This is a genomic window from Bacillus sp. 01N45, from assembly GCF_056399205.1.
Window position 1 is genome coordinate 315365 of sequence record NZ_JBFTQW010000003.1, and the last position, 22393, is coordinate 337757.

Genomic DNA, 22393 nt, shown 5'->3' on the forward strand with positions numbered 1-22393 from the left:
TTTATTTCTAAAAAAAGAAGTGCATTCCTGCTATGGATATGCACTTTTTTCTCGCTTCATTACATGTATAATCCACCGTTAATGTTTAATTGCTGACCTGTGATATATGCACCGTCACGGCATAGGTATACTACACCTTTTGCAATTTCATCAGCTTGACCAAAACGTTTTTTCGGGATTTTCGCAACGATTTTTTGACGTACTTCTTCTGGTACTTCTGCTACCATTTCAGTATCAATAAATCCTGGGCAAATTGCGTTTACAGTTACATTTGTTTTTGCAAGCTCTAATGCTAATGATTTTGTAAATCCTAACATACCTGCTTTTGCTGCAGAGTAGTTTGTTTGTCCAAATCCACCAGCTTGGCCAATAATAGAAGAAATACTAATGATTCTTCCTTCTTCTGCTTCCGATATGTATGGAAGTACCGCGCTTGTTGTATTAAATACACTGCTCAAGTTCACGTCAATTACGCGCTCCCAATCTTCACGATTTAATTTTTTGAATGTACGATCTCTTGTAATACCAGCATTATTAACAAGAATATCAACTTTACCAAAATGATTCACAGCTTCTTCTACAAGTCTGTTTGCATCTTCTACTTTCGAAACATCCGCTTGAACTGCATAAACGTCATGTCCTTCTTTTCCTAATTCATTTACTAAGTTTTCAGCTGCTTCTTTACTGCTGTTATAGTTAATAACTACTTTTGCTCCCTCTTGTGCTAATGCTACTGTAATTGCTTTTCCAATTCCTTTTGCCCCACCTGTTACGATTGCTACTTTGCCATTTAATTGAACCATTTCTTTTCCCCCTTAAATGAATTTGTGAACGATTGTTATGAATCATTTTGGTACTCATATTAATAGAGTCCATATATTAATTATGTTTCGTTGTTTATACATGAAAAAGAGATTCTCCCCTTCCCTTTTACACGTTATAAACAAACGCTATTATCATTTTTTATTTTCCGGCTTATTCGTAGGTTTTACTTCTTCTTTTGCAGGTACTTGTAATTTCGCTAGTACTGCATTTTGCTTTTCTAGTAACTCTAAAATTTGATCAACTTTCGTTTCTAGCGTGCGAATATCTTGTTTTACTTTCGTAACATCACGCTTTAATGTAGGAGCTTGTCCTAATGAATCCACTTTCTCTTCTAGAATCTCCTCAATGTTATCAACTTTATTTTCTAAATTGATAACAAGCGTAGCTACTCTAGCGATATCCTCTCTCGTCGGCACATTCACCTGTTCTAAATAATTTTTTGTCGTATCATTTAATGCTTTTTGATAAAACAAATTCAAATCTAGAACGCTGCCCATCCAAGCAGAATATTCTTCTGTTTTAATTGTTTCATTGAGCGCTTTTCCCCAAAATGTTTCGGTTTGTTCATAAGCATTTTTCCATGCTTGCAATGGATCGAATTTTTGATCAATCACTTCGCCTACACTCCCTTTTTCGTTTTTGAAACAATTCAACCTATTCACTATTTTCTAATATTCTGAATAAAACTTCAAGTCTATATTTTATTTTTCTTTATTTTCCGATAAATTTGTTGACATTAAAAACAGATAGGTGTAAATTGCACTTATAAGCAAAAAAATTCCATCTAACTGATTCATGAGGTGATGCACAATCATGCTACATAATGAACCAGAACACCCAGAAAGTTTGGAAAAAAACCAAGCGAAACAACCAAACTCCATGCCCAAAAACTTCTTAGTTCCTTTCTTACTTCTCTGTCTAAAAGACTGGAGTCTTCATGGTTACAAACTCATTCAAATGCTAATGGACATCGGCTTTTCTTCTGTTGACCAAGGTAATGTGTATAGAACATTGCGCAAGTTAGAAAAAGAAAATCTCATTTCTTCCACTTGGGATACAAGTGAAGGCGGGCCAGCGAAACGAATTTATTCTTTAACAGAATATGGAGAGCAATATTTAACAACATGTGCAACTTCTTTTGAACATTATCAAAATATGTTGCGGACGTTTTTTACGTTATACACCAATGCGTTCTTTCCATTTTCTACTTCTCCAGAAAAGGATGAAAAGGATTCTTCATCTTCACCTGGTGGTACAGCAGAGTAATCTGCGTTCACAATATGCAAAAAAACATTTGGAGGTCAAACAATGGAAACTAAACCATACGAATTAGTCGATGCATTTTGGAAAAACTGGTCTCAATCTCTTTCCCTCTTCTCTTCAGCTGGGAAACAATTAGAGCAACTTACTTTAGAAACTTTAAAACAACAACAAGACGCTTTGCATAAATTAACATCAGGAGTAGATGAACTAGAAAAAGAACTACAACAATTCACTGCTCAGTTCAATAACCAATATACAGATTACGTGAAGCAATTAACTGGAAACTCCTTAAATGATCAAATTAACGAGTGGCAAGGGAAATGGAATGAACTTTCTAATCAAATGCACCAACTGACTGTTTCTCCTACGAAAACATCTTTGTCTATTCTTACTCAAACTAGCGGTCAATTTGAAGAAACAACAAAACAATTTATTGAACAACAACAATTACAACGTGAAGAGGTTCAAAAACAGTTAGAAGTTTTTTTGGGAGAGTTCAAGTCCAAACAACTAGAACTCGCAAAGCAGTTCGAGGAAAACTCAAAAAATTTATTTACTTCCATCAAGTAAGAAAAATGTGGGAGCTAACTGCAGCACAAACAAAACTCTTTCTTCCTCCTACTACATCAAGATGGCTAGCATTTTTCGATATGGAAAAGAAGGAGGCCAAAATGAATCCATTTCAAGAAGCACAAACTGTTCCGGAGCTTCGTTATGATGAGATTCAAGTCGGTGATCAAGCATCCCTTACAAAAACTATTACGGATGAGGACGTTATTAATTTTGCAAAATTAACTGGAGATGTGAATCCTATTCATATTTTAGATTCTTTTGCAAAAACGACAATGTTTAAAGAACGTATTGCTCATGGCATGCTCGTTTCCAGTTTCATTTCGACGATTCTTGGAACGAAACTCCCTGGCAAAAACACGATTTATTTATCTCAAAACGTTTCATTCCGTGCTCCTGTCAAAATCGGTGATACACTTCGCGTTGTGGCAGAAGTCATTAAAAAACGAGACGATAAAAAAATCATTACGTTGCAAACAAACATATATAATCAATCCGATGATATTGTCGTGGAAGGTACAGCGACAATACTGAAAAAAGAGTAGCAAATTTGCTACTCTTTTTTCTATCCAATAACTTCTAATCACACCGATTACTTCCGCGTATGAGTACGTCGTTTCCACATAAAATAACGTTACCAGTTTAGATAAGTATTTAGCTGAATTGGACTACTCATAAGGATGTGTATCAACATGGTAAAAACAAACAAATTACTAGTTCCAGGTGCAGAACAAGCGCTTGAACAATTTAAATATGAAATCGCACAAGAATTCGGTGTTAGCTTAGGTTCTAATACAGCATCTCGTTCTAACGGTTCAGTTGGCGGTGAAGTAACGAAACGACTAGTCGCTTTAGCTCAACAACAATTACGTGGATAATACAATAACCTATGGCTTAGAGGCAGATATTCTCTGCCTCTTTCTATTTTTAACATACATAATCGTGCTTTTTCACATACTAGTAAGAGCAAACTGAAAGGAACGATATGTGACATGAAACGGATTAATATTAGCATGAGTCCTCCCCGTGTTCTTACTTTGTCTTTTATTATGTTATCAGTTATCGGTACATGCTTATTAAAACTACCAATTGCTACAACAACTTCTATTTCATGGATCGACGCTTTATTTACAACAGTTTCTGCTTGTACTGTTACTGGGCTTGGTGTTGTAGACACCGGAAAAGTATTTACTTTGTTTGGACAGTGTGTCATTTTAACGCTTATACAAGTAGGGGGACTTGGCATTATGAGCTTTGCCGTTTTAATTGCGATTATGCTCGGCAGAAAAATTGGTCTTCAAAACCGAATTTTACTGCAACAAGCGTTAAACCAAACGAACATTGGTGGTGTCATTCGTCTTGCCAAAGCATTATTTTTATTCTCTTTTACAGTCGAATGTATCGCTACTTTGATTCTTTCTTTTGAATGGGTACCAAAATACGGGATTGCTAAAGGAATCTATTATAGCTTTTTTCATTCGATCTCTGCTTTTAACAATGCTGGTTTTTCTGTGTGGAGCGATAATTTAATGTCCCATTCTCATAGCATTCTTGTCAATCTCGTTATTTCCTCCCTCATTATTTTAGGTGGGATTGGTTTTACAGTAATCGTAGATATAAAAAGAAAGAAAAATTTTAAAAACCTTACATTACACTCAAAACTTATGCTCTCTTCTACTCTAATCGTCAATATTATTGCGACTGTTTTTATTTTTATATTCGAGTTCCACAATTCCCTTTCTATGAGAGGATTTACCCCATTTGAAGAAGGAATGGCCGCTTATTTCCAGGCGGTTTCAACTCGTACTGCCGGGTTTAATACAGTTGATATTTCTGCATTATCAAAGCCTTCCCTACTATTAATGATGCTCCTTATGTTTATTGGCGCTGGTAGTGCTTCAACCGGTGGTGGAATTAAGTTAACAACATTTTTAATCATGTTTTTTGGGGTATTTAAATTTTTACAAGAACAAGATGATATTGTCGTTTTTAAAAAATCTATTAAAGATACTCTCATTGTCAAAGCATTGACCATCACTATTATTTCCATTTCATTTATCTTTTTTGCTATTTTAATTTTAAGTATTACTGAGCGAGTTCCTCTATTGATGAGTGCTTTCGAAGTATTTTCAGCATTTGGGACTGTCGGTCTCAGTATGAATTTCACACCACACTTAACTATGATCGGAAAAGCTATTATCATCTTTATGATGTTTTTTGGGAAAATGGGACCTTTAACATTGGCTTTTTCATTTGCACGTAAAAAGAACCGAAAAATAAAATATCCGAATGAAGATATTTTAACAGGTTGACAACCGTATACATTATCCATATAATGAGAGTACAATAGCATATCTCCAAAGGGGAGTAGCGTCCAAGAATATTTCTTGGAAACAAAGTCGTCATTACGTAGAACTTAGTTCTTCCGGCTTTGTTGGCATTTTCATTACATATGTCTAGCAAGACCTTTGCCTATTAACGGCAGAGGTCTTTTTTGTATTAATTTCCAAATTCTTCCAAAGTTAATAGGCAGGAGTATGGGGAAACTAAATAGTGGGGAAATTCTTCACTTATTTAGTACTTATAGAAATGAGAGGAGAATGTACATGGATGTATCATTATTATTGGAGTATGGTTGGGTATTACTCATCCTAATTGCACTAGAGGGGATTTTAGCGGCTGATAACGCTCTCGTTCTTGCAATTATGGTAAAACATTTACCAGAAGAAAAACGAAAGAAAGCATTATTTTACGGATTAGCGGGGGCATTTGTTTTCCGATTCGGATCGTTATTTATGATCTCGTTCTTAGTCGACGTATGGCAAGTGCAAGCAATCGGTGCCATTTACCTTATGTTTATAGCTGGTAATCACTTATTTAAAACGTATGTTAAAAAGAATACGGATGAAGAAACAGAAGAAAAAGAAGCAAAGAAAAAACAAGAGAACTTTTGGTGGACTGTATTTAAAGTTGAGGTTGCTGATATCGCCTTCGCAGTTGATTCAATTTTAGCTGCAGTTGCGTTAGCAATGACTTTACCAAAAACAGGATTAGGTACAATTGGTAGTCTTGATACTGGGCAATTCGTTGTTATCTTTGTAGGTGGACTTATCGGGTTAATCATCATGAGATTTGCAGCAACTGCTTTCGTACAAATCTTAAAACGTAAACCAGGACTTGAAACTGCAGCATTCTTAATTGTAGGTTGGGTTGGTGTGAAACTAGCAGTTTATACATTAGCGCACCCTGCATTAAATGTAATTCCGCATTCATTCCCAGAATCTACACTATGGAAGCTTACATTCTGGATTGTATTAGTCGGAATCGCAGTTGGCGGTTGGTTCTTCTCGAAAGAAGTAGAAGTAAAAGTAGAAAAGAATTTAGACGAAAAAGCGCTGTAATTACAGCGCTTTTTCTTTTTCCCTTCCCCTCTCAATGTCCAGAAAAAATTCTATTATACTACCATTTGTAAGCGTTTTCTTGATATATGTATGTCCTTTTTGTGAAACATTGCACAAACTTATTGAAACTAAGAACAATTCCATGTACTTTATTCATATAAGGAGTATTTATAGATGATGTACTAAAGGAGCGTATTACTCATGCTAGAGCAAGGAATAGATTATGTTGTCAAACTGGCTAAGAGCAAAAAACAAATGCTAGATACAAACCCGATGCAATATTTCATTCGTGCCGCACTTGCGGGTATTTATATCGGTTTTATTATTGTACTATGTTTTAAATTAGGTAACTTTTTTCACATTGCAGATTCACCGGCAACTTATTTAGCTGCTTCTATGTTTTTCGGAATTGCCCTCGTACTTATTATATATGGCGGTGCTGAATTGTTTACTGGAAACACAATGTACTTTACTGTAGCAACTTTAAGAAAAGAAACAACGATTTCTGATACACTTCGTAACTGGGTCGCTTGTTATGCAGGGAATTTAGCTGGAGCTTTATTCTTTGCCTTACTATTTTATGCAACTGGAATTTTCGAAGCAATTGATCACGGCCATTTCATGAATAAAGTAGTAGAAGGAAAAATGAATACACCTACAATGCAATTATTCTTTAAAGCAATTTTATGTAACTGGCTTGTATGTCTTGCGTGTTTCTTACCTTCTCAAGTTAAAGGTGATACAGCAAAAATTATGATGATGATGCTACTCGTTTTCACATTCTTCTTATCTGGTTACGAGCATAGCATTGCAAACTTATCACTGTTTGCTCTATCTTTAGTTTCACCGCATCCGGAGACAATTTCTTTTGCAGGTGCTATTCATAACTTAATTCCAGTTACAATCGGTAACATTATTGGCGGGTCCGTCTTTGTCGGCATGGTATACCATTACTTAACAAAGAAAGTACCTGACGTGAAACAAGAAGAAACTGAATTAGTAGCGGCTCAACAAGAAGAAATCATTCCGTTACAAGCACATATGAAACATTAAAAACTCCAAAGTAAAACTTTGGAGTTTTTAGCTCCCCACATATTTAACAACAAGGTGCGGATTAATTTCTCCTTCTTCCTTTCCCTTATTAATTCTCTGTTTCATCTTGTGCATACCGATGACATCATTCGTATGAAGGTGAATTTCATTTACATATAAACCCTCTTTACAAAAAGCCTCTACAAAATCTAATCCATTTCTTTTCCCCCATCCCATATTAAAATCAAGGGAAAGAATATTCACATCATAATCCCGAACCATTTGCAAGGCACATTCTACTGTAGTAGCGGGCACATACCCGTACGGACAACTTCTTTGATCATCCATATATACATTCATGTTCTATCCTCTCTCTATTTTGTATACGTAACCAACATGTAACATATTGCCCCAAGGCTAATAAAAGGACCGAACGGAATTTGGCTCCTCATTTTCATACGTTTTAATACTATACCAACTCCAAAGAAACAAAGACTAAAGCAAGATGCTAAAAATAAGATCATAAAAATCCCTTTCAGTCCCACTATAAATCCAAGTAACGAAAGTAATTTTATATCTCCTCCACCAAGCCCTTCTGGATATATCTTTTGCATGCAATATAACAAAATGAATATAACGCCACTACCAACTATACTATCTGTCCAAGTCACTAACGGCACAAAAACACATTCTAAAATGAGTAAACAGGCAAACCAAGCTAAAATACGATTGGGGATTAACATATATATGTAATCTGTAACTGAAATAATAAGAAGTAGAGAAAAAAGCGATAAAATGATGATAAGCTCCCGTTCCACCCCAATCATATATACAGTAAGAAGAAATATCATTCCTGTTACAAGTTCAAATACTACGTACAAAATTGAAATTTTCCTCTTACAATTCGTACAACGTCCTCTTTGTATACAAAAAGAAATGATTGGAATCAATTCTTTTGGCTTTAGCACATACTTACAATAATGACAATGTGAACGCGGGGTAATGATAGACTCACCAAGTGGTACTCTCATCGCAATTAACATAAAAAAAGAACCAAACACCATCCCCACTAACAATGCATATAAATAAGTGAACATCCCTTCCTCTCCTTTCCAGAAGAACATAGCAAAAAAAGGAGAGAAATTCTACTTCATATTATTTCTATTCTATTAAAAAAGCAGGCCATTTTCTGGCCTGCTTTCCCCTCTTTTATACGATGAAATATACTGCTTTTAATGGTCCGTGTACTCCGACAACAAGATTCATTTCAATATCTGCCGAGTTACTAGGTCCTGTAATAAAGTTAATACAAGATGCTACTGCCTCGCCATTTTCTACACGTGTGTTCATATCCTGAACTGCTTGTGTAATACGAGGCACAAGTGTTTCACGTGGAATAATAGCAAAGTATACAGTCGGTAAAAAGTGTAAAGAACGACCTTGGCCTTTATGACTTTGTACAACAATCGTACCAGATTCAGCTAAAGTATAATCACTAAATGCGATTCCAATATTCGCTCTTTCTGCGATACGCATATTCTCTTCTTTTTTCTCAGGATCCCATACATTCACTTCAACATTTTGCTTTGGAAGCTCTTCTTTAAATAAAGAAGTCAATCCATAAGAATCAAAACGTTCGTCTGCCGATAACATAATAGGTCCCCCGCCGTTTTCCACGATTACTTTTTGAATATCTTCACGTAAACGGTCGTTTGTCGTTTCCACTACAGTTGTATGAATGTTTGTACATTGATTTTTAAATACTTCTAACAATTCTTCTTTTGAATAATCTTTTAGCGTTTCTACATTCACATTACTTTTCCATGCTGGACGCTTTACGCCTTCCGTTTTCCGCTCACGTCCAAGTTCTTTTGCAATATTATCTAGAAAGGACTCACGGTTTTGAATTAATCCTGTCATTATTTGTCCCCGCCTTTCTTATGATCTTTATACCAATCACGGAATCGTTCTTTACTTGGAGCCGGGAATTCACGAATATCTGTCCAGTTTTTAAGTGGCCCAACACCTTTTGATACACGGTTGCCCGATGTAAATGGACTCATTGCTGCTGGCGCCATTTTTGATCCCATTTTATATAAAGCTGCTGAAGATGCACCCATACTAAACATTTTCATTGCTAATTTTTCTGCAAGTGGTGCACGACCTTCTTGCTCAACAATTACTTGACGATGTTTTAATAATAAATCATGCAATGGTATTTTTACTGGACAAGCTTCTGTACACGCTCCGCATAAACTAGAGGCATATGGAAGCTCTTTGTAATCATCGTATCCACCTAAAAGTGGTGTTAATACCGCACCGATTGGTCCTGAGTATATAGAACCATACGAATGTCCACCAACGTGACGATATACAGGACATACGTTAACACAAGCAGCACAACGAATACATTGCAATACTGAGCGGAATTCAGACCCAAGAATTTGAGAGCGGCCATTATCAACAACAACTAAGTGGAATTCTTCTGGTCCATCTACTTCCTCTTCTTGGATTGGTCCCGCTACAGTTACATAACTTGTTAATTTTTGCCCTACTGCACTACGACATAGTAAACCAACTAAAACATCTAATTCTTCCATTGTCGGAACCATACGTTCCATACCCATTACTGCAATTTGAGTTTTCGGAATCGACATAACAAGATCGGCATTACCTTCATTCGTTACTAAACAAAGAGAGCCAGTATTTGCAACTGCAAAGTTACAACCTGTCACACCAATTTCTGCATCCATAAATTTCTCACGAAGTTGTTTACGAACAAACTTTGTCATTTCATATGGATCATCAGAATTTTCATAGCCAAGCTTTTCTTTAAATACATCACGAATTTGCGTTCTGTTTTTATGAAGTGCGGGCGCAATAATATGTGAAGGTGGATCGTTATCTACTTGCAAGATATACTCTCCTAAGTCACTTTCTAACACTTCACAACCAATCTCTTCAAGGGCATGATTCATACTAATTTCTTCAGTTACCATTGATTTTGATTTTACAACTTTCTTCGCTTGTTTCTTTTTTGCAACGTCTTGAATATACTTTGCTGCTTCCTCTTTCGTTTTCGCAAAGTACACATGTCCGCCTCTTTTTGATACATTTTCACTTAACTGCATTAAGTAATAATCAAGATTTTCTAACGTATGTTGGCGAATTTGTTCACCTAGTTCACGCCACTCTTCCCAATTTCCTAATTCTTCCGCTGCTTTTAAGCGATTCGTATATAAGCGCGTTTGCGCAGAAGATACTGCTCCGCGCATAAAAGAATCTTGAATTCCATCGCCAACGCGATCATTAAATTTTTTCTCACTGATTTTCATAGACATAGCTTATGTTCCCCCTTCATGAGCGACTATTTAGTACCTCAGCAATATGCATTACTTTTATTTCTTTTCCTAAACGCTCAATACGCCCGCCAATGTTTAACAAACACCCACAATCTGCACCGATTAAATAATCAGCACCTGTTTCCATTGCACTATCTACCTTCTCATCTACCATTTGCTCAGAAATTGGAGTCATCTTCACTGAAAACGTTCCCCCAAACCCACAACAATTTTGTTCGTTTGGCAGTTCTCTCACAGTTAATCCTTTTACGTTTGATAATAAAATTCCTGGTGCCTCTTTTACTCCAAGCAGGCGTGTCATATGACAAGATTTATGAATAGTAGCTATCCCTGGTAAGCTTGCACCAACATCTGTCACTTTTAAAACATCTACAATAAATTGTGTAAATTCATATGTTTTATCAGCAACCTTTTGTGCACGTTTAGCCCACTTCGGATCATCTTTAAAAACATGCGGATACTCATGAAACATTGTCGCACAAGAACCAGATGGTGTAACGATATATTCTGCATCTTCGAAAGTTTCAATCATATGTTTCATCGCTTCTTTTGCTGCTTCTACATGGCCGCTATTATAAGCAGGCTGACCACAACAAACTTGTGCTTCTGGAAATTCAATTTCACAACCTAAACGCTCCAACACTTCAACTGTTGCTTTGCCGACGTTTGTTTCAAACATATCGACTAAACAAGTAACAAATAAAGTAACTTTCATAATTATTACTCCCCCTTTTTACAACTCCACCAACAAACGTATGGTCATCAGATGACTAAGGAAAGAAGAAGTAGGCTCAACCATGGCCTATCCTCTCCCTCTTCTAAAGAAAACGCTTACTTAATCTTTCTCTATTTTATCAAAAAATTTGATTTTTAAAAGATTAAATTACGAATTTATATCGTTTTTACCTGTGACAATATGTTCTACATTTGTTAAATGATCTAGCATTGCTTGCTGCGCTAATTCTACATCTTGCTTTAACACTGCATCATATATAACTTGATGCTCTTCTATAAGTCGTTCTGATGTTGTTTGTTCACCATATAAAATAATGCGTCTTGATTCACCAATCGTTTCAGCAATCATCTCTGAAACATGATTCATGAGTTCAAGCAAAATGTTGTTATGCGAAGACTCCGCAATTCCCATATGGAACTGAAAATCTGCTTTTTCGCCAGCCTTTTCATCTCCAATGCTCTTTACCATTTCATCTAACCAATGCTTCATATTTTGCAAATTATCTTCCGTACGTTTTGCCGCAGCTGCTCGAACTGCCCCCACTTCAAGCACCTTTCGTACTTCTAATAAGTTTAAAATATCTTCTTTCTTCATTAATAATTTATTGTTTAATGATTTTGTTAATGAAGAAGAATCGAAATTCTTCACATATGTACCTTCTCCTTGTTTCATCTCAATTAAGCCCATTGCTCTTAGCGCACTTAGCGCTTCACGAACAGCAGATCTACCCACTTGAAACTGCTCAGCTAATTGATGTACAGGAAGTAGTTTGTCACCAGGTTTTAACGTACCATTTTTAATCATTGTTAAAATAGCTTCAGATACTTCTTCGTAAATCTTTTTCGGTTTAATAGATTTGTACTCCAGTTAAATCACCTCAGTATCTTCCAAACAACAATTGAAACGATTTATAAGAACTTTGCATCATAACTATTTTAGAACGAATTGGTAAGAAGTACAAATGTTTTGTTCATAAAATCGTCAAATTTTTAATATTTATTTGATATTAATTTATATTTATTCCTCTATTCATTGCACTCATGAAGAAAAGCATGTCCTTCACGTTAGAACATGCTTTCTTCAACTTGTATTTTCAATTTAATACTAACCGTCGTTCCATGCCCTTTTTCACTTTCAATTCGCCACTGTCCATCATGTATATGAACAATTTGTCTGACAATGGCAAGGCCTAAACCTGTTCCACCATGTTGACGACTTCTCGCTTTATCAACGCGGTAAAAACGTTCACCAAGATTTTCTAAATGCTCTGTTTCAATACCGATTCCTGTATCTTTTATGTTTAATTCACAGTAATCATCTATCTGCCTGAGTGTTATCACAATATCCCCATTTTGATTTGTATACCGTATCGCATTATCTAACACGTTATGAAGCACTTGTTGCATACGATCCTCATCAATCATTACAATGATTTCTGGATTTAAATTTGTTGAAATACGAATTTTCTTTTCTATAAACTTAATCTCATACGTATCTAACACATCTTCAATCAGTTGTGAAAAAACGATAGGTTGTTTCTTTAACGGAAAATGTTCACCTTCTAATTGTGCTAAATCTAATAAATCATGAACGAGACGCTGCATACGACCCGCTTCTTTATGAATGAGCTGTGTTACTTTTTCCTGCTGTGGTCCCTTCGCTACACCATCTAAAATAGCTTCACTATATCCTTTTATATAACTAAGCGGTGTTCTTAGTTCATGCGAAACGTTAGCTAAAAATTCCTTACGCTTTACGTCTTCTGTCTCTAAAGAATTTGCCATTTTATTAAATGCTTTTCCTAATCGTCCAATTTCATCTTCGGAAGAAATTGTAATCCGTTCTGAGAAATCTCCCGTAGCCAAATGATTGGCAACTCGTTCCATTTGCGAAAGCGGTCTCGTAATAGCAATAATAATCTTTCTACCAATCCATATTGTCAGTAAAGTCATAGCAAGTGCTAATGGTGCTAAAATAAGGCCCATATCATATATTAAGTCTTTTATACTTTTTAAAGGAATATAAGAATATACAATGCCAACTAACTTTTTATTTTCTAAAACAGGGATGACAACCCCCATAATATTTCGGTCAAAATGTTCCTCATACCCTATCTTTGTCACAGTTTTTCCATCTAATAATGCTTGCCTGTCCCCTTCACTTATAAGAGAATGATGATGCACATCAAAAGGTAAACACGCGCTTAAATCACGCGGATTAGATACGAAAAGAACATCTGAACTAGATATTTGATCAAATGCTCTTACTTTCTCTTCAAAAGTTGCTATTCCTTCACGCTTATCATATTGCGCAGCAAGACGTTTCCCTTCCATTACTAATGAATCTTTTAAATTATCAACGTATAGTTTTTCATACGAGTATAAAGATACAAAATAAAGAAAGGAAACTGTTACACATACTGCACATACTACTGTAAGCCAAAGCTTCTGTACCATCGTAAACATACGTTACACCTCAAATTTATAGCCTACACCCCAAACCGTTTGAATGTAGTTTCCACTTTCTCCAAGCTTCAAACGCATCGTTTTCACGTGCGTATCCACTGTTCTTGTACTTCCGGCATAATCATATCCCCATACCTTTTCCAGCAATTGTTCCCGGCTAAATACTTGTCCCGTATGTTGGCAAAGAAAATAGAGTAAATCAAACTCTTTTACTGTAAGAGAAATCGGCTCACCATCAGCCTCAATCTTCCTACTTTTTTCATTAATAAGTATCGGTCCAAACCGAATCTCTTCTTGTTGCTCTTGCTTTGTATAACGTCTTAGCACAGCTTCCATACGAGCAATTAGTTCTCCAGGACTAAAAGGCTTTACAATATAATCATCTGCTCCCATACGCAAGCCGTTCACCCTATTCCACTCTTCACCTTTTGCTGTTAAAAATATAATTGGTACATCCGACGTTTTTCTAATTTCTTTACAAACTGAAAGTCCATCCATCTCTGGCATCATAATATCTAATACAACGAAATCATAATGATCAGTCTCTAATTTTTTTAGAGCCTCTTTTCCATTTTCAGCTTCTCCCCACTCGTATCCGAAATTATCTAAGTACATTCCAACAAGCTGCCTCATATCACTTTCATCATCTACAACTAGCACCCTATATTTACTCATTGTCCTTCCCTTCCCTCTCTATGAGTTGAAACGGCCCTTTTCCGACTTTAATTGTTCGTTTTATTTTCAAGCTCTTCATATCCATGACACACACTTCATCACTATCATAGCTTGCTACGTATCCTTCTGCTCCGCTCTTCAAAAATGCAAATGGATTCGATCCTACTTCTACAGAAGCCACCTCTTTATACGTGCTAACATCAAACTTTCTAAGCGTATTCGAACCGTGACTTAATGCATATACATTCTTATTATCCTTCGTTATATTCACAGGCATAAACGGAGCATGTAAAGAACGTACCATTTCTCCGCTCTGCAATGAATACACTAATACTTTTTCATTGACTTGATTTCCATCACCATGTCCGCCAATCCATATTTCTTTCCCATCTGGGCTAATTGTCGCTCCCGTTGATGCTGGGGGAATCATAAAGGATTGTATCACTTCTTTTTTCTTTGTATCAATGGTCGTTAGCTTCGTATCATAAAAGTTTAATACAGATAACTGGTTATCGTGCTCTACCATCGTAATTGGTCCTTTTCCTGTTGATACACTCCCTGTCTCTTTCCCTTTTATCGTAAAGAACCTTACCTTTTGGGCAGTTTGATCGGCAGCAAATAATTGTTTTTTATCCTCGGATACAATCACATTTACAATGCCTTTTCCCGTTTTATATTTGTCCACTTGCCTTCCTTCTGCTAGTGAATATACATACATGTACTCTAACTGCTTGCCATATACAAGTATGTCCTCACCGTTTGGAAGTAGTGCAACTCCTGCCATTGGTTCATTAAGTTCCCATGTCGTAATTAACTTTTTAGTTTTTTCATCAACAAAACTAATACTACCTTCTTTTATATTCGTTGTTATAATAACACTTTTATCTTTAGCAATCGGTGTATATGAACTTCCTTGACACCCTACTAATAGAAATAAAAAACAGAGAAGAAAAACATACTTTCTCAAAAGATTCCCTCCATCTTCGGATGATTTCGTTATAATTGTAAAATAACAAATAAATGTGTGGAAATTGTGAAATTTTCCTTTCTTACTTCATTTACATATATAATGTACAACAAATAGAATTTGAGGTGTGCAAATTATGCTTTTTCCTGATTTAGCGAATAAAATTGTACGAGAAGTACGCAGATTAATTAAAGAAAATATCATTATCATTAATATACAAGGCGTTATTATCGCAAGTACAGATGTAGAAAGAATCGGCCAATTTCATGAAGGTGCACTCCGATGCGCGAAACAAAAGAAAACTGTCATTATTACAAAAGAAGATGAACGACGTTTGCAAGGCGTAAAGGCGGGTATGAACCTCCCCTTACTATTTCATGACGAAGTAATTGGTGTCATTGGAATTACAGGCGAACCTGAAAACATTTCACAATACGGAGAAATATTACGTAAAATGACCGAACTACTCATTCACGAAAACTACTTTTTAGAACAACTAGAACTTGAACACCGTTCTTATGAAGCATTTGTCTTTGATTGGCTTCAAAATACAGACTGGTCTCCAAGCTTTCTCGATCGCGCAAAAACACTTGGTATTGATTTATATAAGAAGAAACAACTTATTTTGTTCTCTATCGATCAAAATGACACGATGCTTCAGCGTAAGATTTGGCAACACGTACGCAATCTATTAACAAAGGAGCATCTATTTGTTCGTTGGGGAAATGATCGATTCATTTTATTTACAGCCACAAACTCCAAAGAGCAAACGTATCAATTTTTAAAAAGATTAAAACAAGACTGTGAAACTTTGTTTTCTATTCCTTTATATATTGGGATTGGACAATCCGTTACACCAAGCAATATGAACTTATCGTACGAACAAGCATTACAAGCTCTTTCCGTATCACTTGAAACGAAAAAAATTGTATTTAATGAAGATTTACGTTTAGAAATGTGCTTACAAGATATTTCTGCTGAAACGCGGGAACAGTTTCTAAGGCGTACTATCGAAAACTTACTATCATCTCCTGAGCTTATGCACACTTTACGCTTATTTATTGATTATAACCAATCCTATAAACAAACAGCTGAACAATTACATATACACATTAACACATTGCATTACAGACTTAAAAAGATTGAGGAGCATACAGGACTTGACCCGAAACAATTCAAAGACTTAAACATTTTATACTTCTCGCTCCTCTTATTAGATAATCAAACAAAAAAGAATGATAAAAAAGATTAATCTTTAGATGATTATACATAGAAAGAATCCCTCAACTTTTTTATCATTATAATGAAAGCACTGTTACAACGTTTTTTATGATGACTAAATACGTTAACAGTTTGAGGGGGATTTCCAATGTTAGAAAAGCAAATTATTCATTCATTCGTATCCATTGTTGGTGAAGATAATGTAGATACATCCAATATGGGGCGTTTAACGTATAGTTATGATGCCACTCCAAACTTCCAAGCAATGCCTGATGCAGTCATTGCTCCTCGTAATACAAATGAAGTAGCTGAAGTGTTAAAAATATGTAACACTCACAAAATTCCTGTATATGTTCGTGGTTCTGGAACAAACCTTTGCGCGGGGACATGTCCACTTGAAGGCGGTATCGTCCTTATCTTCCGCCATATGAATAACATTTTAGAAATTGATGAAGAGAATTTAACAATTACTGTACAAGCTGGTGTAATTACACTTGATATTATTAAAGCGGTAGAAGAAAAAGGTTTATTTTATCCACCAGATCCAAGCTCGATGAAAATTTCTACAATCGGCGGTAACATTAATGAAAACTCAGGTGGATTACGCGGATTAAAATATGGCGTAACACGTGATTATGTGATGGGTCTTGAACTTGTCTTACCAAATGGCGATATTATTCGTACTGGCGGTAAATTAGCAAAAGATGTAGCCGGTTACGATTTAACTCGTTTATTTATCGGTTCTGAAGGAACACTTGGCGTCGTAACAGAAGCAATATTAAAACTTGTTCCTATGCCTGAAACGAAGAAAACGATGCTTGCACTATATGAAGATATTAATGAAGCTGCACGTGCTGTTTCTTCTATTATTGCAAATAAAATCATTCCAGCGACACTTGAGTTTTTAGACCAGCCGACAATTGAAGTAGTAGAAGAGTTTGCACAAATCGGTTTACCAACTGATGTAAAAGCAATTTTATTAATTGAACAAGACGGTCCACCTGAAGTTGTCCATCGAGATATTGAAAAAATGGCTAACGTTTGCCGCTCTATGAATGCAGTCGATGTTCGCATTGCAAAAGATGAAGCGGAAGCAGATGCGCTTCGGACAGCTCGCCGTAGTGCACTATCAGCACTTGCAAGATTAAAACCTACTACAATATTAGAAGATGCAACGGTACCACGCTCACAAATAGCTCCGATGGTTGAAGCTATTAATGCCATTGCAAAAAAATATAATATTCCTATTTGTACGTTTGGGCATGCTGGCGATGGCAACCTACACCCAACTTGTATGACAGATGCTCGTAATGAAGAAGAGATGCACCGAGCTGAACAAGCTTTTGCTGAAATATTTGCGAAAGCAATTGAACTTGGTGGCACAATTACTGGTGAACATGGTATTGGTGCGATGAAAGCTCCTTATTTAGAAATGAAATTAGGTAAAGAAGGTATTGCTGCCATGCAAGGAATTAAACAAGCCTTCGATCCAAATAACATTATGAACCCTGGCAAGATGTTCGCGAAAGACACTCGCAAAAGAGTGGTGGTTGAGCGATGACAACATTAAATAAAGAAAACATTCAAAAAGAATTTAAAGAAAGATTAAGTGAAGATGAACTACTAAACTGTATGCGATGCGGTTTCTGTTTACCTACTTGTCCTACTTACATTCAATCTGGATATAAAGAATCACATTCACCACGAGGACGTATTGCATTAATGAAAGCGGTCGTTGACGGTTTAATTGAACCAGATGAAGATGTTGAAAATACATTGAATGTTTGCCTTGGCTGCCGTGCTTGTGAACCTGTTTGTCCATCAGGTGTAAATTACGGACATTTATTAGAAGAAGCTCGTAATATTATTAATCAAAACAAAAAGTTCTCGGTGCCAGTGAGAGCCGTTCGTAAAGTCGTTTTTGAAGGGCTCTTCCCGCATCAAAATCGAATGAGAACATTAACAGGGTTAATCGGATTTTACCAACGTTCTGGTTTACAAACACTAACACATAAAATGGGTATTATGAAGTTATTCCCTGAAACACTTGCAACAATGGATCTCGTTTTACCAAAAGTCCCTAAAATGAAAGCAATGAAAGATCGTCCTGCATTTTTACCTGCTGAAAGTACAAAAAAGAAACAAGTTGCATTCTTCACAGGCTGTTTAATGGATACGATGTTTTTAGAAACAAATAACGCAACAATGAAACTTCTTCAGTTAGCTGGTTGTGATATCGTTATTCCGAAAACACAAAGTTGCTGCGGTGCATTACATGGGCATGCTGGTGAAAAGAGCGGAGCGAAAGAATTAGCGAAACGAAATATAAAAGCATTCGAAGATTTAAATATTGACTATATTATTACGAATGCAGGTGGTTGCGGAGCTTACCTCGTAGACTACGATTATCTTTTAAAAGATGATCCACAGTGGGCTGAACGCGCAAAGCAGTTTGTTTCTAAAATTAAAGATATTACTGCTATTCTAGTAGAACTAGATTTCCATAAACGAAATGACTTACGACTTCCATCGCAAATTATTACGTATCAAGACTCTTGTCATTTACGCAATGTTATGCGAACATCTTCAGAACCTCGTATGTTACTAGAAGCAATTCAAGGCGCAACATATCGTGAAATGAAAGATGCGGATCGCTGCTGTGGTTCTGCTGGTATTTACAATATTGTTCATTCAGAACTATCCATGGAATTTCTAGATTATAAAATGGACCGTGTACATGAAACAGAAGCAGCAACTATTGTTACTGCAAATCCAGGTTGTCTACTACAAATGAAATTAGGCATTGAACGAGAAGGACTTTCTCATAAAATGAGAGGAATTCACATTGTAGATTTATTATTAGAAGCAATTGAAACCAACTCGTAATAACTCGTAACATACGTAATAATAGGAAAACGGCTATCTCCTTCGTCTATGTAAAGAGATAGCCGCTTTTTTGTCCGCTACAATATTAAAAATATGTTACTTTATTATAAAAAAGAACAACAGATACATTACAGTTTTGTAAAAATCAATCCAGTATATTCCTAAAAAAAACTCTCAAACCATTGATACAATAGGATTCTTCATTTTCTGTTTAGGTAAATTCATCCAAAATACCCCTCTTAAAACCAAGTATAAAAATGCTGAAAATTCCTTTTATACTCTATGTTTCTCTTATTTTTCCTCTTTTCCCCTCTTAGGATAAATTAGGTAAATTTTAAGTCTATGAATTTTTTTCCATCTTTTTTCTCACAAAATCTATGCTACGATGAATTTGTCAGTCAGACAGGCTGTCAAAAACAAATCGTGTGAAAACAAATTAAAACTTTATATAGGGGGACACACATCATGAAAAAGCGTGTTTTATTATCTGTAGCTGCTGCAACGGCTCTTACTTTAGGAGTATCTTCTCTAGATGCACAAGCTGCAACAGTACAACCATCTAACGTAAAGGTTCAAAATATTCAGCATTCAAAAGTGATGATGAAGCAAATGAGCCAACAAGAATTACAAGCATTCTTACAATCTATGGGCGTGGAATCATTAGCACAATGGCAACAAGGAAACTTCCAACCAAATTGCATTATTCCTGGTCAACAACCAACTGAAAATGTTGTAACTGAGCAACCAACAGCTAAGCCAGAAACTCAAAAGCCTGCTGAGCAAAAACCAGTTGAACAAAAGCCTGCTGAAGAAGTTCAAAAACCAGAAGCTCAAAAACCTGCTGAAAACAACAATACTCAAAAACCAGCTGAACAAAAACCTGCTGAGCAAAAGCCTGCTGAAGAAGCAAAATCTTTAAGCGAATTCGAACAACGTGTTGTTGAATTAACAAACGCTGAACGTGCAAAACAAGGCTTACCAGCACTAAAAATCGATACTGAATTAAGCAAAGTAGCACGTGTTAAATCTGAAGATATGCAGAAGAATAACTACTTTGATCATAACAGCCCTACATACGGGTCTCCGTTTGACATGATGAAGAAATTTGGTATTTCTTATACATCTGCAGGTGAAAACATCGCTCAAGGCCAACGTACACCTGAAGAGGTAGTACAAGCTTGGATGAACAGTGCTGGACACCGTGCAAACATCTTAAATAACGGCTTCACTCACATCGGTGTTGGCTATGTAGAAAGCGGCAACTACTGGACACAACAATTTATTACGAAGTAAATAGATTAAAAGAGTCTTCTCATAATGAGAAGACTCTTTTTTATGTTTCATAACTTTCTATTATGTATGAGTATAAAATGTAAAACATGAACAAAATAGAACCACTACTTATTACACTAAGTAATACATAAAACCCCCACTTCAAGTTCAAAAATAATGAAAATAATATACTACATGCCATCATTTGAAAAATCCGCCTACTCACTAAACGGATCTTTTGTAATTTGATTGGGTCTTTTTCCGTACTCTGAACTTGTTTAAACAACTTACTAAGCATAAAAAGAAACATACTAATCCCAATTGTTAGTCCTGTTTGAAAGGATATCATACTTCCAAAATTAATAAAGAGAATGAGCATATGGATAAACAACATAAATAAAGTAATCGTCTTTAGAAATCCACTTATAATGACATGCTCGCCTTCATTAAACTTATATATATTATGTGAAATAATATACATCAACCCATGTAAAAAAATAAGAAAAAAAGGAATAAATGCTATAACAACTTGTTTACTCATAAAATCGTTCGGCCCACCATTTTCATCCCAATGTACAGCCATCTCATTTGGTAAATATGGATAGAGGCATAGAGTAACTAAAAGACAAACGAAAAATATTCCTAGTATGTATTTATATTTGACCAAGCAATTCTCACCTCTCTTTTCTCTTAACGGCTTCGCTTCTTTTAGAGAAATTCCTGCAGGAATCTACTTTTCTCAAATTTAAACTTACACTTTACGCATTCATTCTTTGAAATTCTTTCATTGTATCATTTAATTTTGCAGGGAATGGTACATCCACTTCGATCTCTTCTTTCGTAATTGGATGTAAGAAGTTTATCTTCATCGCATGTAATGCTTGCCTGGACATATATTGCGTTTGTCCACCATATAATACATCCCCAACTAATGGATTACCATGATAGCTCATATGAACACGAATTTGATGGGTTCTACCTGTTTCTAATTGTAACGTTACGAACGTAACATTTTGGTTTTTAAAATACTTCTCTACTTTATAAAATGTGATAGCTTGATCTCCCTTTGGAGAAACACGTCGTCTCGTCGCATGATGGCGATCTCTTCCAATAGCTGCGTCAATTGTTCCTTGCTTACCTTTTACTTTCCCTTCCACAAGCGCCGCATATGTTCTTTTAATTTTTCGTTCCATTAATAAACGATCCATAATTGCACCAGCAATTCTATGCTTAGCAAACACGACACCACCTGTCGTATCTTTATCTAACCGATGAATATGACGAACCTTCGTCTCTAAACCTTGCATTTGAAAATGAAAAGCAACAAGGTTTGCAAGTGTTCCCATCCCACCTTTTTCCGCAGGATGCGTATCCATCTTCTCAGGCTTATTTACGATGAGTACGTGATCGTCTTCATATACTACATCTAATTCACCATATTCAGGATCTACATCGTATTCTTCTTCCATAAACATATGCACTTGTAACTTATCGCCTTCTTTTAAAAGCTCATTCCATCTTCTCTGTTCTCCGTTAACGGTAATACCTTTTTCCATACGAAGCTGATGTAACAACTTTTTCGGTATTTCCCATTCTATTTTTAATAACGAATCAATACTTATGCCATTCCATTTCGCTGGAACAGTAATTTCGCACCATTCGCCCTTCTTCTTCGTTTCCATACTGTATCACCTTATTTCTATTGATTCTCTCATTGT

The 22393-nt window shown here is 35.9% G+C and carries 24 protein-coding genes and 1 riboswitch; of the genes, 11 read left to right on the forward strand and 13 right to left on the reverse strand.

Annotation, left to right across the window (positions count from 1 at the left end; all coding sequences use genetic code 11):
* Positions 1 to 59: 59 nt before the first annotated feature.
* The gene (locus AC1DMU_RS09425; protein ID WP_000250411.1) at positions 60 to 803 is read right to left on the reverse strand and encodes an acetoacetyl-CoA reductase; all 744 of its coding nucleotides are present in this window, start codon (positions 801 to 803) and stop codon (positions 60 to 62) included.
* Positions 804 to 956: 153 nt separating this feature from the next.
* Positions 957 to 1439 (reverse strand): polyhydroxyalkanoic acid synthase subunit PhaR, encoded by a 483-nt coding sequence (phaR, locus tag AC1DMU_RS09430; RefSeq protein WP_088062564.1) that lies wholly within the window; start codon positions 1437 to 1439, stop codon positions 957 to 959.
* Positions 1440 to 1638: 199 nt separating this feature from the next.
* Here phaR and phaQ point away from each other — a divergent pair, with 199 nt between their 5' ends.
* From phaQ to AC1DMU_RS09465, 7 genes are all read left to right on the forward strand, one after another.
* Complete coding sequence (phaQ, locus tag AC1DMU_RS09435; protein ID WP_000903018.1) at positions 1639 to 2091, forward strand: poly-beta-hydroxybutyrate-responsive repressor; 453 nt, start codon at positions 1639 to 1641, stop codon at positions 2089 to 2091.
* A 42-nt stretch (positions 2092 to 2133) separates the two neighbouring features.
* Positions 2134 to 2658, forward strand: coding sequence for a polyhydroxyalkanoic acid inclusion protein PhaP (gene phaP / locus AC1DMU_RS09440; RefSeq protein ID WP_000448583.1), 525 nt, complete (start codon positions 2134 to 2136; stop codon positions 2656 to 2658).
* A 101-nt stretch (positions 2659 to 2759) separates the two neighbouring features.
* Positions 2760 to 3203: a MaoC family dehydratase gene (locus AC1DMU_RS09445; RefSeq protein WP_001067916.1), complete on the forward strand. Its 444-nt coding sequence runs from the start codon at positions 2760 to 2762 to the stop codon at positions 3201 to 3203.
* A gap of 147 nt (positions 3204 to 3350) precedes the next feature.
* Positions 3351 to 3536: an alpha/beta-type small acid-soluble spore protein gene (locus AC1DMU_RS09450; RefSeq protein WP_000241212.1), complete on the forward strand. Its 186-nt coding sequence runs from the start codon at positions 3351 to 3353 to the stop codon at positions 3534 to 3536.
* 114 nt (positions 3537 to 3650) lie between these two features.
* On the forward strand, positions 3651 to 4970 hold the full coding sequence (locus AC1DMU_RS09455) for a TrkH family potassium uptake protein (protein ID WP_087984798.1): 1320 nt from the start codon (positions 3651 to 3653) through the stop codon (positions 4968 to 4970).
* A 38-nt stretch (positions 4971 to 5008) separates the two neighbouring features.
* A riboswitch (yybP-ykoY riboswitch) is annotated at positions 5009 to 5174 on the forward strand.
* Between the two features lie 90 nt (positions 5175 to 5264).
* Positions 5265 to 6059, forward strand: a complete 795-nt coding sequence (locus AC1DMU_RS09460; protein WP_000383317.1) for a TerC family protein — start codon at positions 5265 to 5267, stop codon at positions 6057 to 6059.
* A gap of 201 nt (positions 6060 to 6260) precedes the next feature.
* Complete coding sequence (locus AC1DMU_RS09465; RefSeq protein ID WP_048545034.1) at positions 6261 to 7112, forward strand: formate/nitrite transporter family protein; 852 nt, start codon at positions 6261 to 6263, stop codon at positions 7110 to 7112.
* 27 nt (positions 7113 to 7139) lie between these two features.
* On the opposite strand, the gene AC1DMU_RS09470 is transcribed toward AC1DMU_RS09465, so the two are convergent.
* The 9 genes from AC1DMU_RS09470 to AC1DMU_RS09510 form a co-directional block, all read right to left on the reverse strand.
* On the reverse strand, positions 7140 to 7451 hold the full coding sequence (locus AC1DMU_RS09470; RefSeq protein WP_048545036.1) for a cyclic-phosphate processing receiver domain-containing protein: 312 nt from the start codon (positions 7449 to 7451) through the stop codon (positions 7140 to 7142).
* A 14-nt stretch (positions 7452 to 7465) separates the two neighbouring features.
* Positions 7466 to 8188 (reverse strand): prepilin peptidase, encoded by a 723-nt coding sequence (locus AC1DMU_RS09475; RefSeq protein WP_000495731.1) that lies wholly within the window; start codon positions 8186 to 8188, stop codon positions 7466 to 7468.
* 112 nt (positions 8189 to 8300) lie between these two features.
* Complete coding sequence (locus AC1DMU_RS09480) at positions 8301 to 9011, reverse strand: LutC/YkgG family protein (RefSeq protein WP_000147203.1); 711 nt, start codon at positions 9009 to 9011, stop codon at positions 8301 to 8303.
* Positions 9011 to 10432 carry a LutB/LldF family L-lactate oxidation iron-sulfur protein gene (locus AC1DMU_RS09485; RefSeq protein ID WP_000061936.1) on the reverse strand — a complete coding sequence of 474 codons (1422 nt, stop codon included), beginning with the start codon at positions 10430 to 10432 and terminating at the stop codon, positions 9011 to 9013. Before AC1DMU_RS09485 ends, AC1DMU_RS09480 begins: the two co-directional genes overlap by 1 nt.
* A gap of 16 nt (positions 10433 to 10448) precedes the next feature.
* Positions 10449 to 11168, reverse strand: a complete 720-nt coding sequence (locus AC1DMU_RS09490; RefSeq protein ID WP_000869144.1) for a (Fe-S)-binding protein — start codon at positions 11166 to 11168, stop codon at positions 10449 to 10451.
* Between the two features lie 168 nt (positions 11169 to 11336).
* Positions 11337 to 12026 (reverse strand): FadR/GntR family transcriptional regulator, encoded by a 690-nt coding sequence (locus tag AC1DMU_RS09495; protein ID WP_255256195.1) that lies wholly within the window; start codon positions 12024 to 12026, stop codon positions 11337 to 11339.
* A 227-nt stretch (positions 12027 to 12253) separates the two neighbouring features.
* Positions 12254 to 13654: a sensor histidine kinase gene (locus AC1DMU_RS09500; protein ID WP_000494801.1), complete on the reverse strand. Its 1401-nt coding sequence runs from the start codon at positions 13652 to 13654 to the stop codon at positions 12254 to 12256.
* Between the two features lie 3 nt (positions 13655 to 13657).
* Positions 13658 to 14329 carry a response regulator transcription factor gene (locus tag AC1DMU_RS09505; protein ID WP_088062562.1) on the reverse strand — a complete coding sequence of 224 codons (672 nt, stop codon included), beginning with the start codon at positions 14327 to 14329 and terminating at the stop codon, positions 13658 to 13660.
* A complete protein-coding gene (locus AC1DMU_RS09510) occupies positions 14322 to 15296 on the reverse strand; it encodes a YncE family protein (RefSeq protein ID WP_097906771.1) in 975 nt (324 codons plus the stop codon). The genes AC1DMU_RS09505 and AC1DMU_RS09510 overlap by 8 nt, the downstream gene beginning before the upstream one ends.
* Before the next feature lie 136 nt (positions 15297 to 15432).
* Between AC1DMU_RS09510 and AC1DMU_RS09515 the strand changes: the two genes are divergently transcribed.
* The 4 genes from AC1DMU_RS09515 to AC1DMU_RS09530 all read left to right on the forward strand — a co-directional run bounded on the left by AC1DMU_RS09515 (position 15433) and on the right by AC1DMU_RS09530 (position 20696).
* On the forward strand, positions 15433 to 16548 hold the full coding sequence (locus tag AC1DMU_RS09515) for a CdaR family transcriptional regulator (RefSeq protein WP_088062558.1): 1116 nt from the start codon (positions 15433 to 15435) through the stop codon (positions 16546 to 16548).
* A gap of 117 nt (positions 16549 to 16665) precedes the next feature.
* The gene (gene glcD, locus AC1DMU_RS09520) at positions 16666 to 18078 is read left to right on the forward strand and encodes a glycolate oxidase subunit GlcD (protein WP_088062557.1); all 1413 of its coding nucleotides are present in this window, start codon (positions 16666 to 16668) and stop codon (positions 18076 to 18078) included.
* Complete coding sequence (locus AC1DMU_RS09525) at positions 18075 to 19403, forward strand: (Fe-S)-binding protein (RefSeq protein WP_088062555.1); 1329 nt, start codon at positions 18075 to 18077, stop codon at positions 19401 to 19403. Before glcD ends, AC1DMU_RS09525 begins: the two co-directional genes overlap by 4 nt.
* A 465-nt stretch (positions 19404 to 19868) precedes the next feature.
* A complete protein-coding gene (locus AC1DMU_RS09530) occupies positions 19869 to 20696 on the forward strand; it encodes a CAP domain-containing protein (protein ID WP_000747605.1) in 828 nt (275 codons plus the stop codon).
* A 40-nt stretch (positions 20697 to 20736) separates the two neighbouring features.
* Here the strand turns inward: AC1DMU_RS09530 and AC1DMU_RS09535 are convergent, their stop codons facing one another.
* Together AC1DMU_RS09535 and AC1DMU_RS09540 are read right to left on the reverse strand one after the other, a co-directional pair.
* Positions 20737 to 21342, reverse strand: a complete 606-nt coding sequence (locus AC1DMU_RS09535) for a DUF1648 domain-containing protein (RefSeq protein WP_060489453.1) — start codon at positions 21340 to 21342, stop codon at positions 20737 to 20739.
* Between the two features lie 91 nt (positions 21343 to 21433).
* The gene (locus AC1DMU_RS09540; RefSeq protein ID WP_087984791.1) at positions 21434 to 22357 is read right to left on the reverse strand and encodes an RluA family pseudouridine synthase; all 924 of its coding nucleotides are present in this window, start codon (positions 22355 to 22357) and stop codon (positions 21434 to 21436) included.
* Positions 22358 to 22393 lie beyond the last annotated feature (36 nt).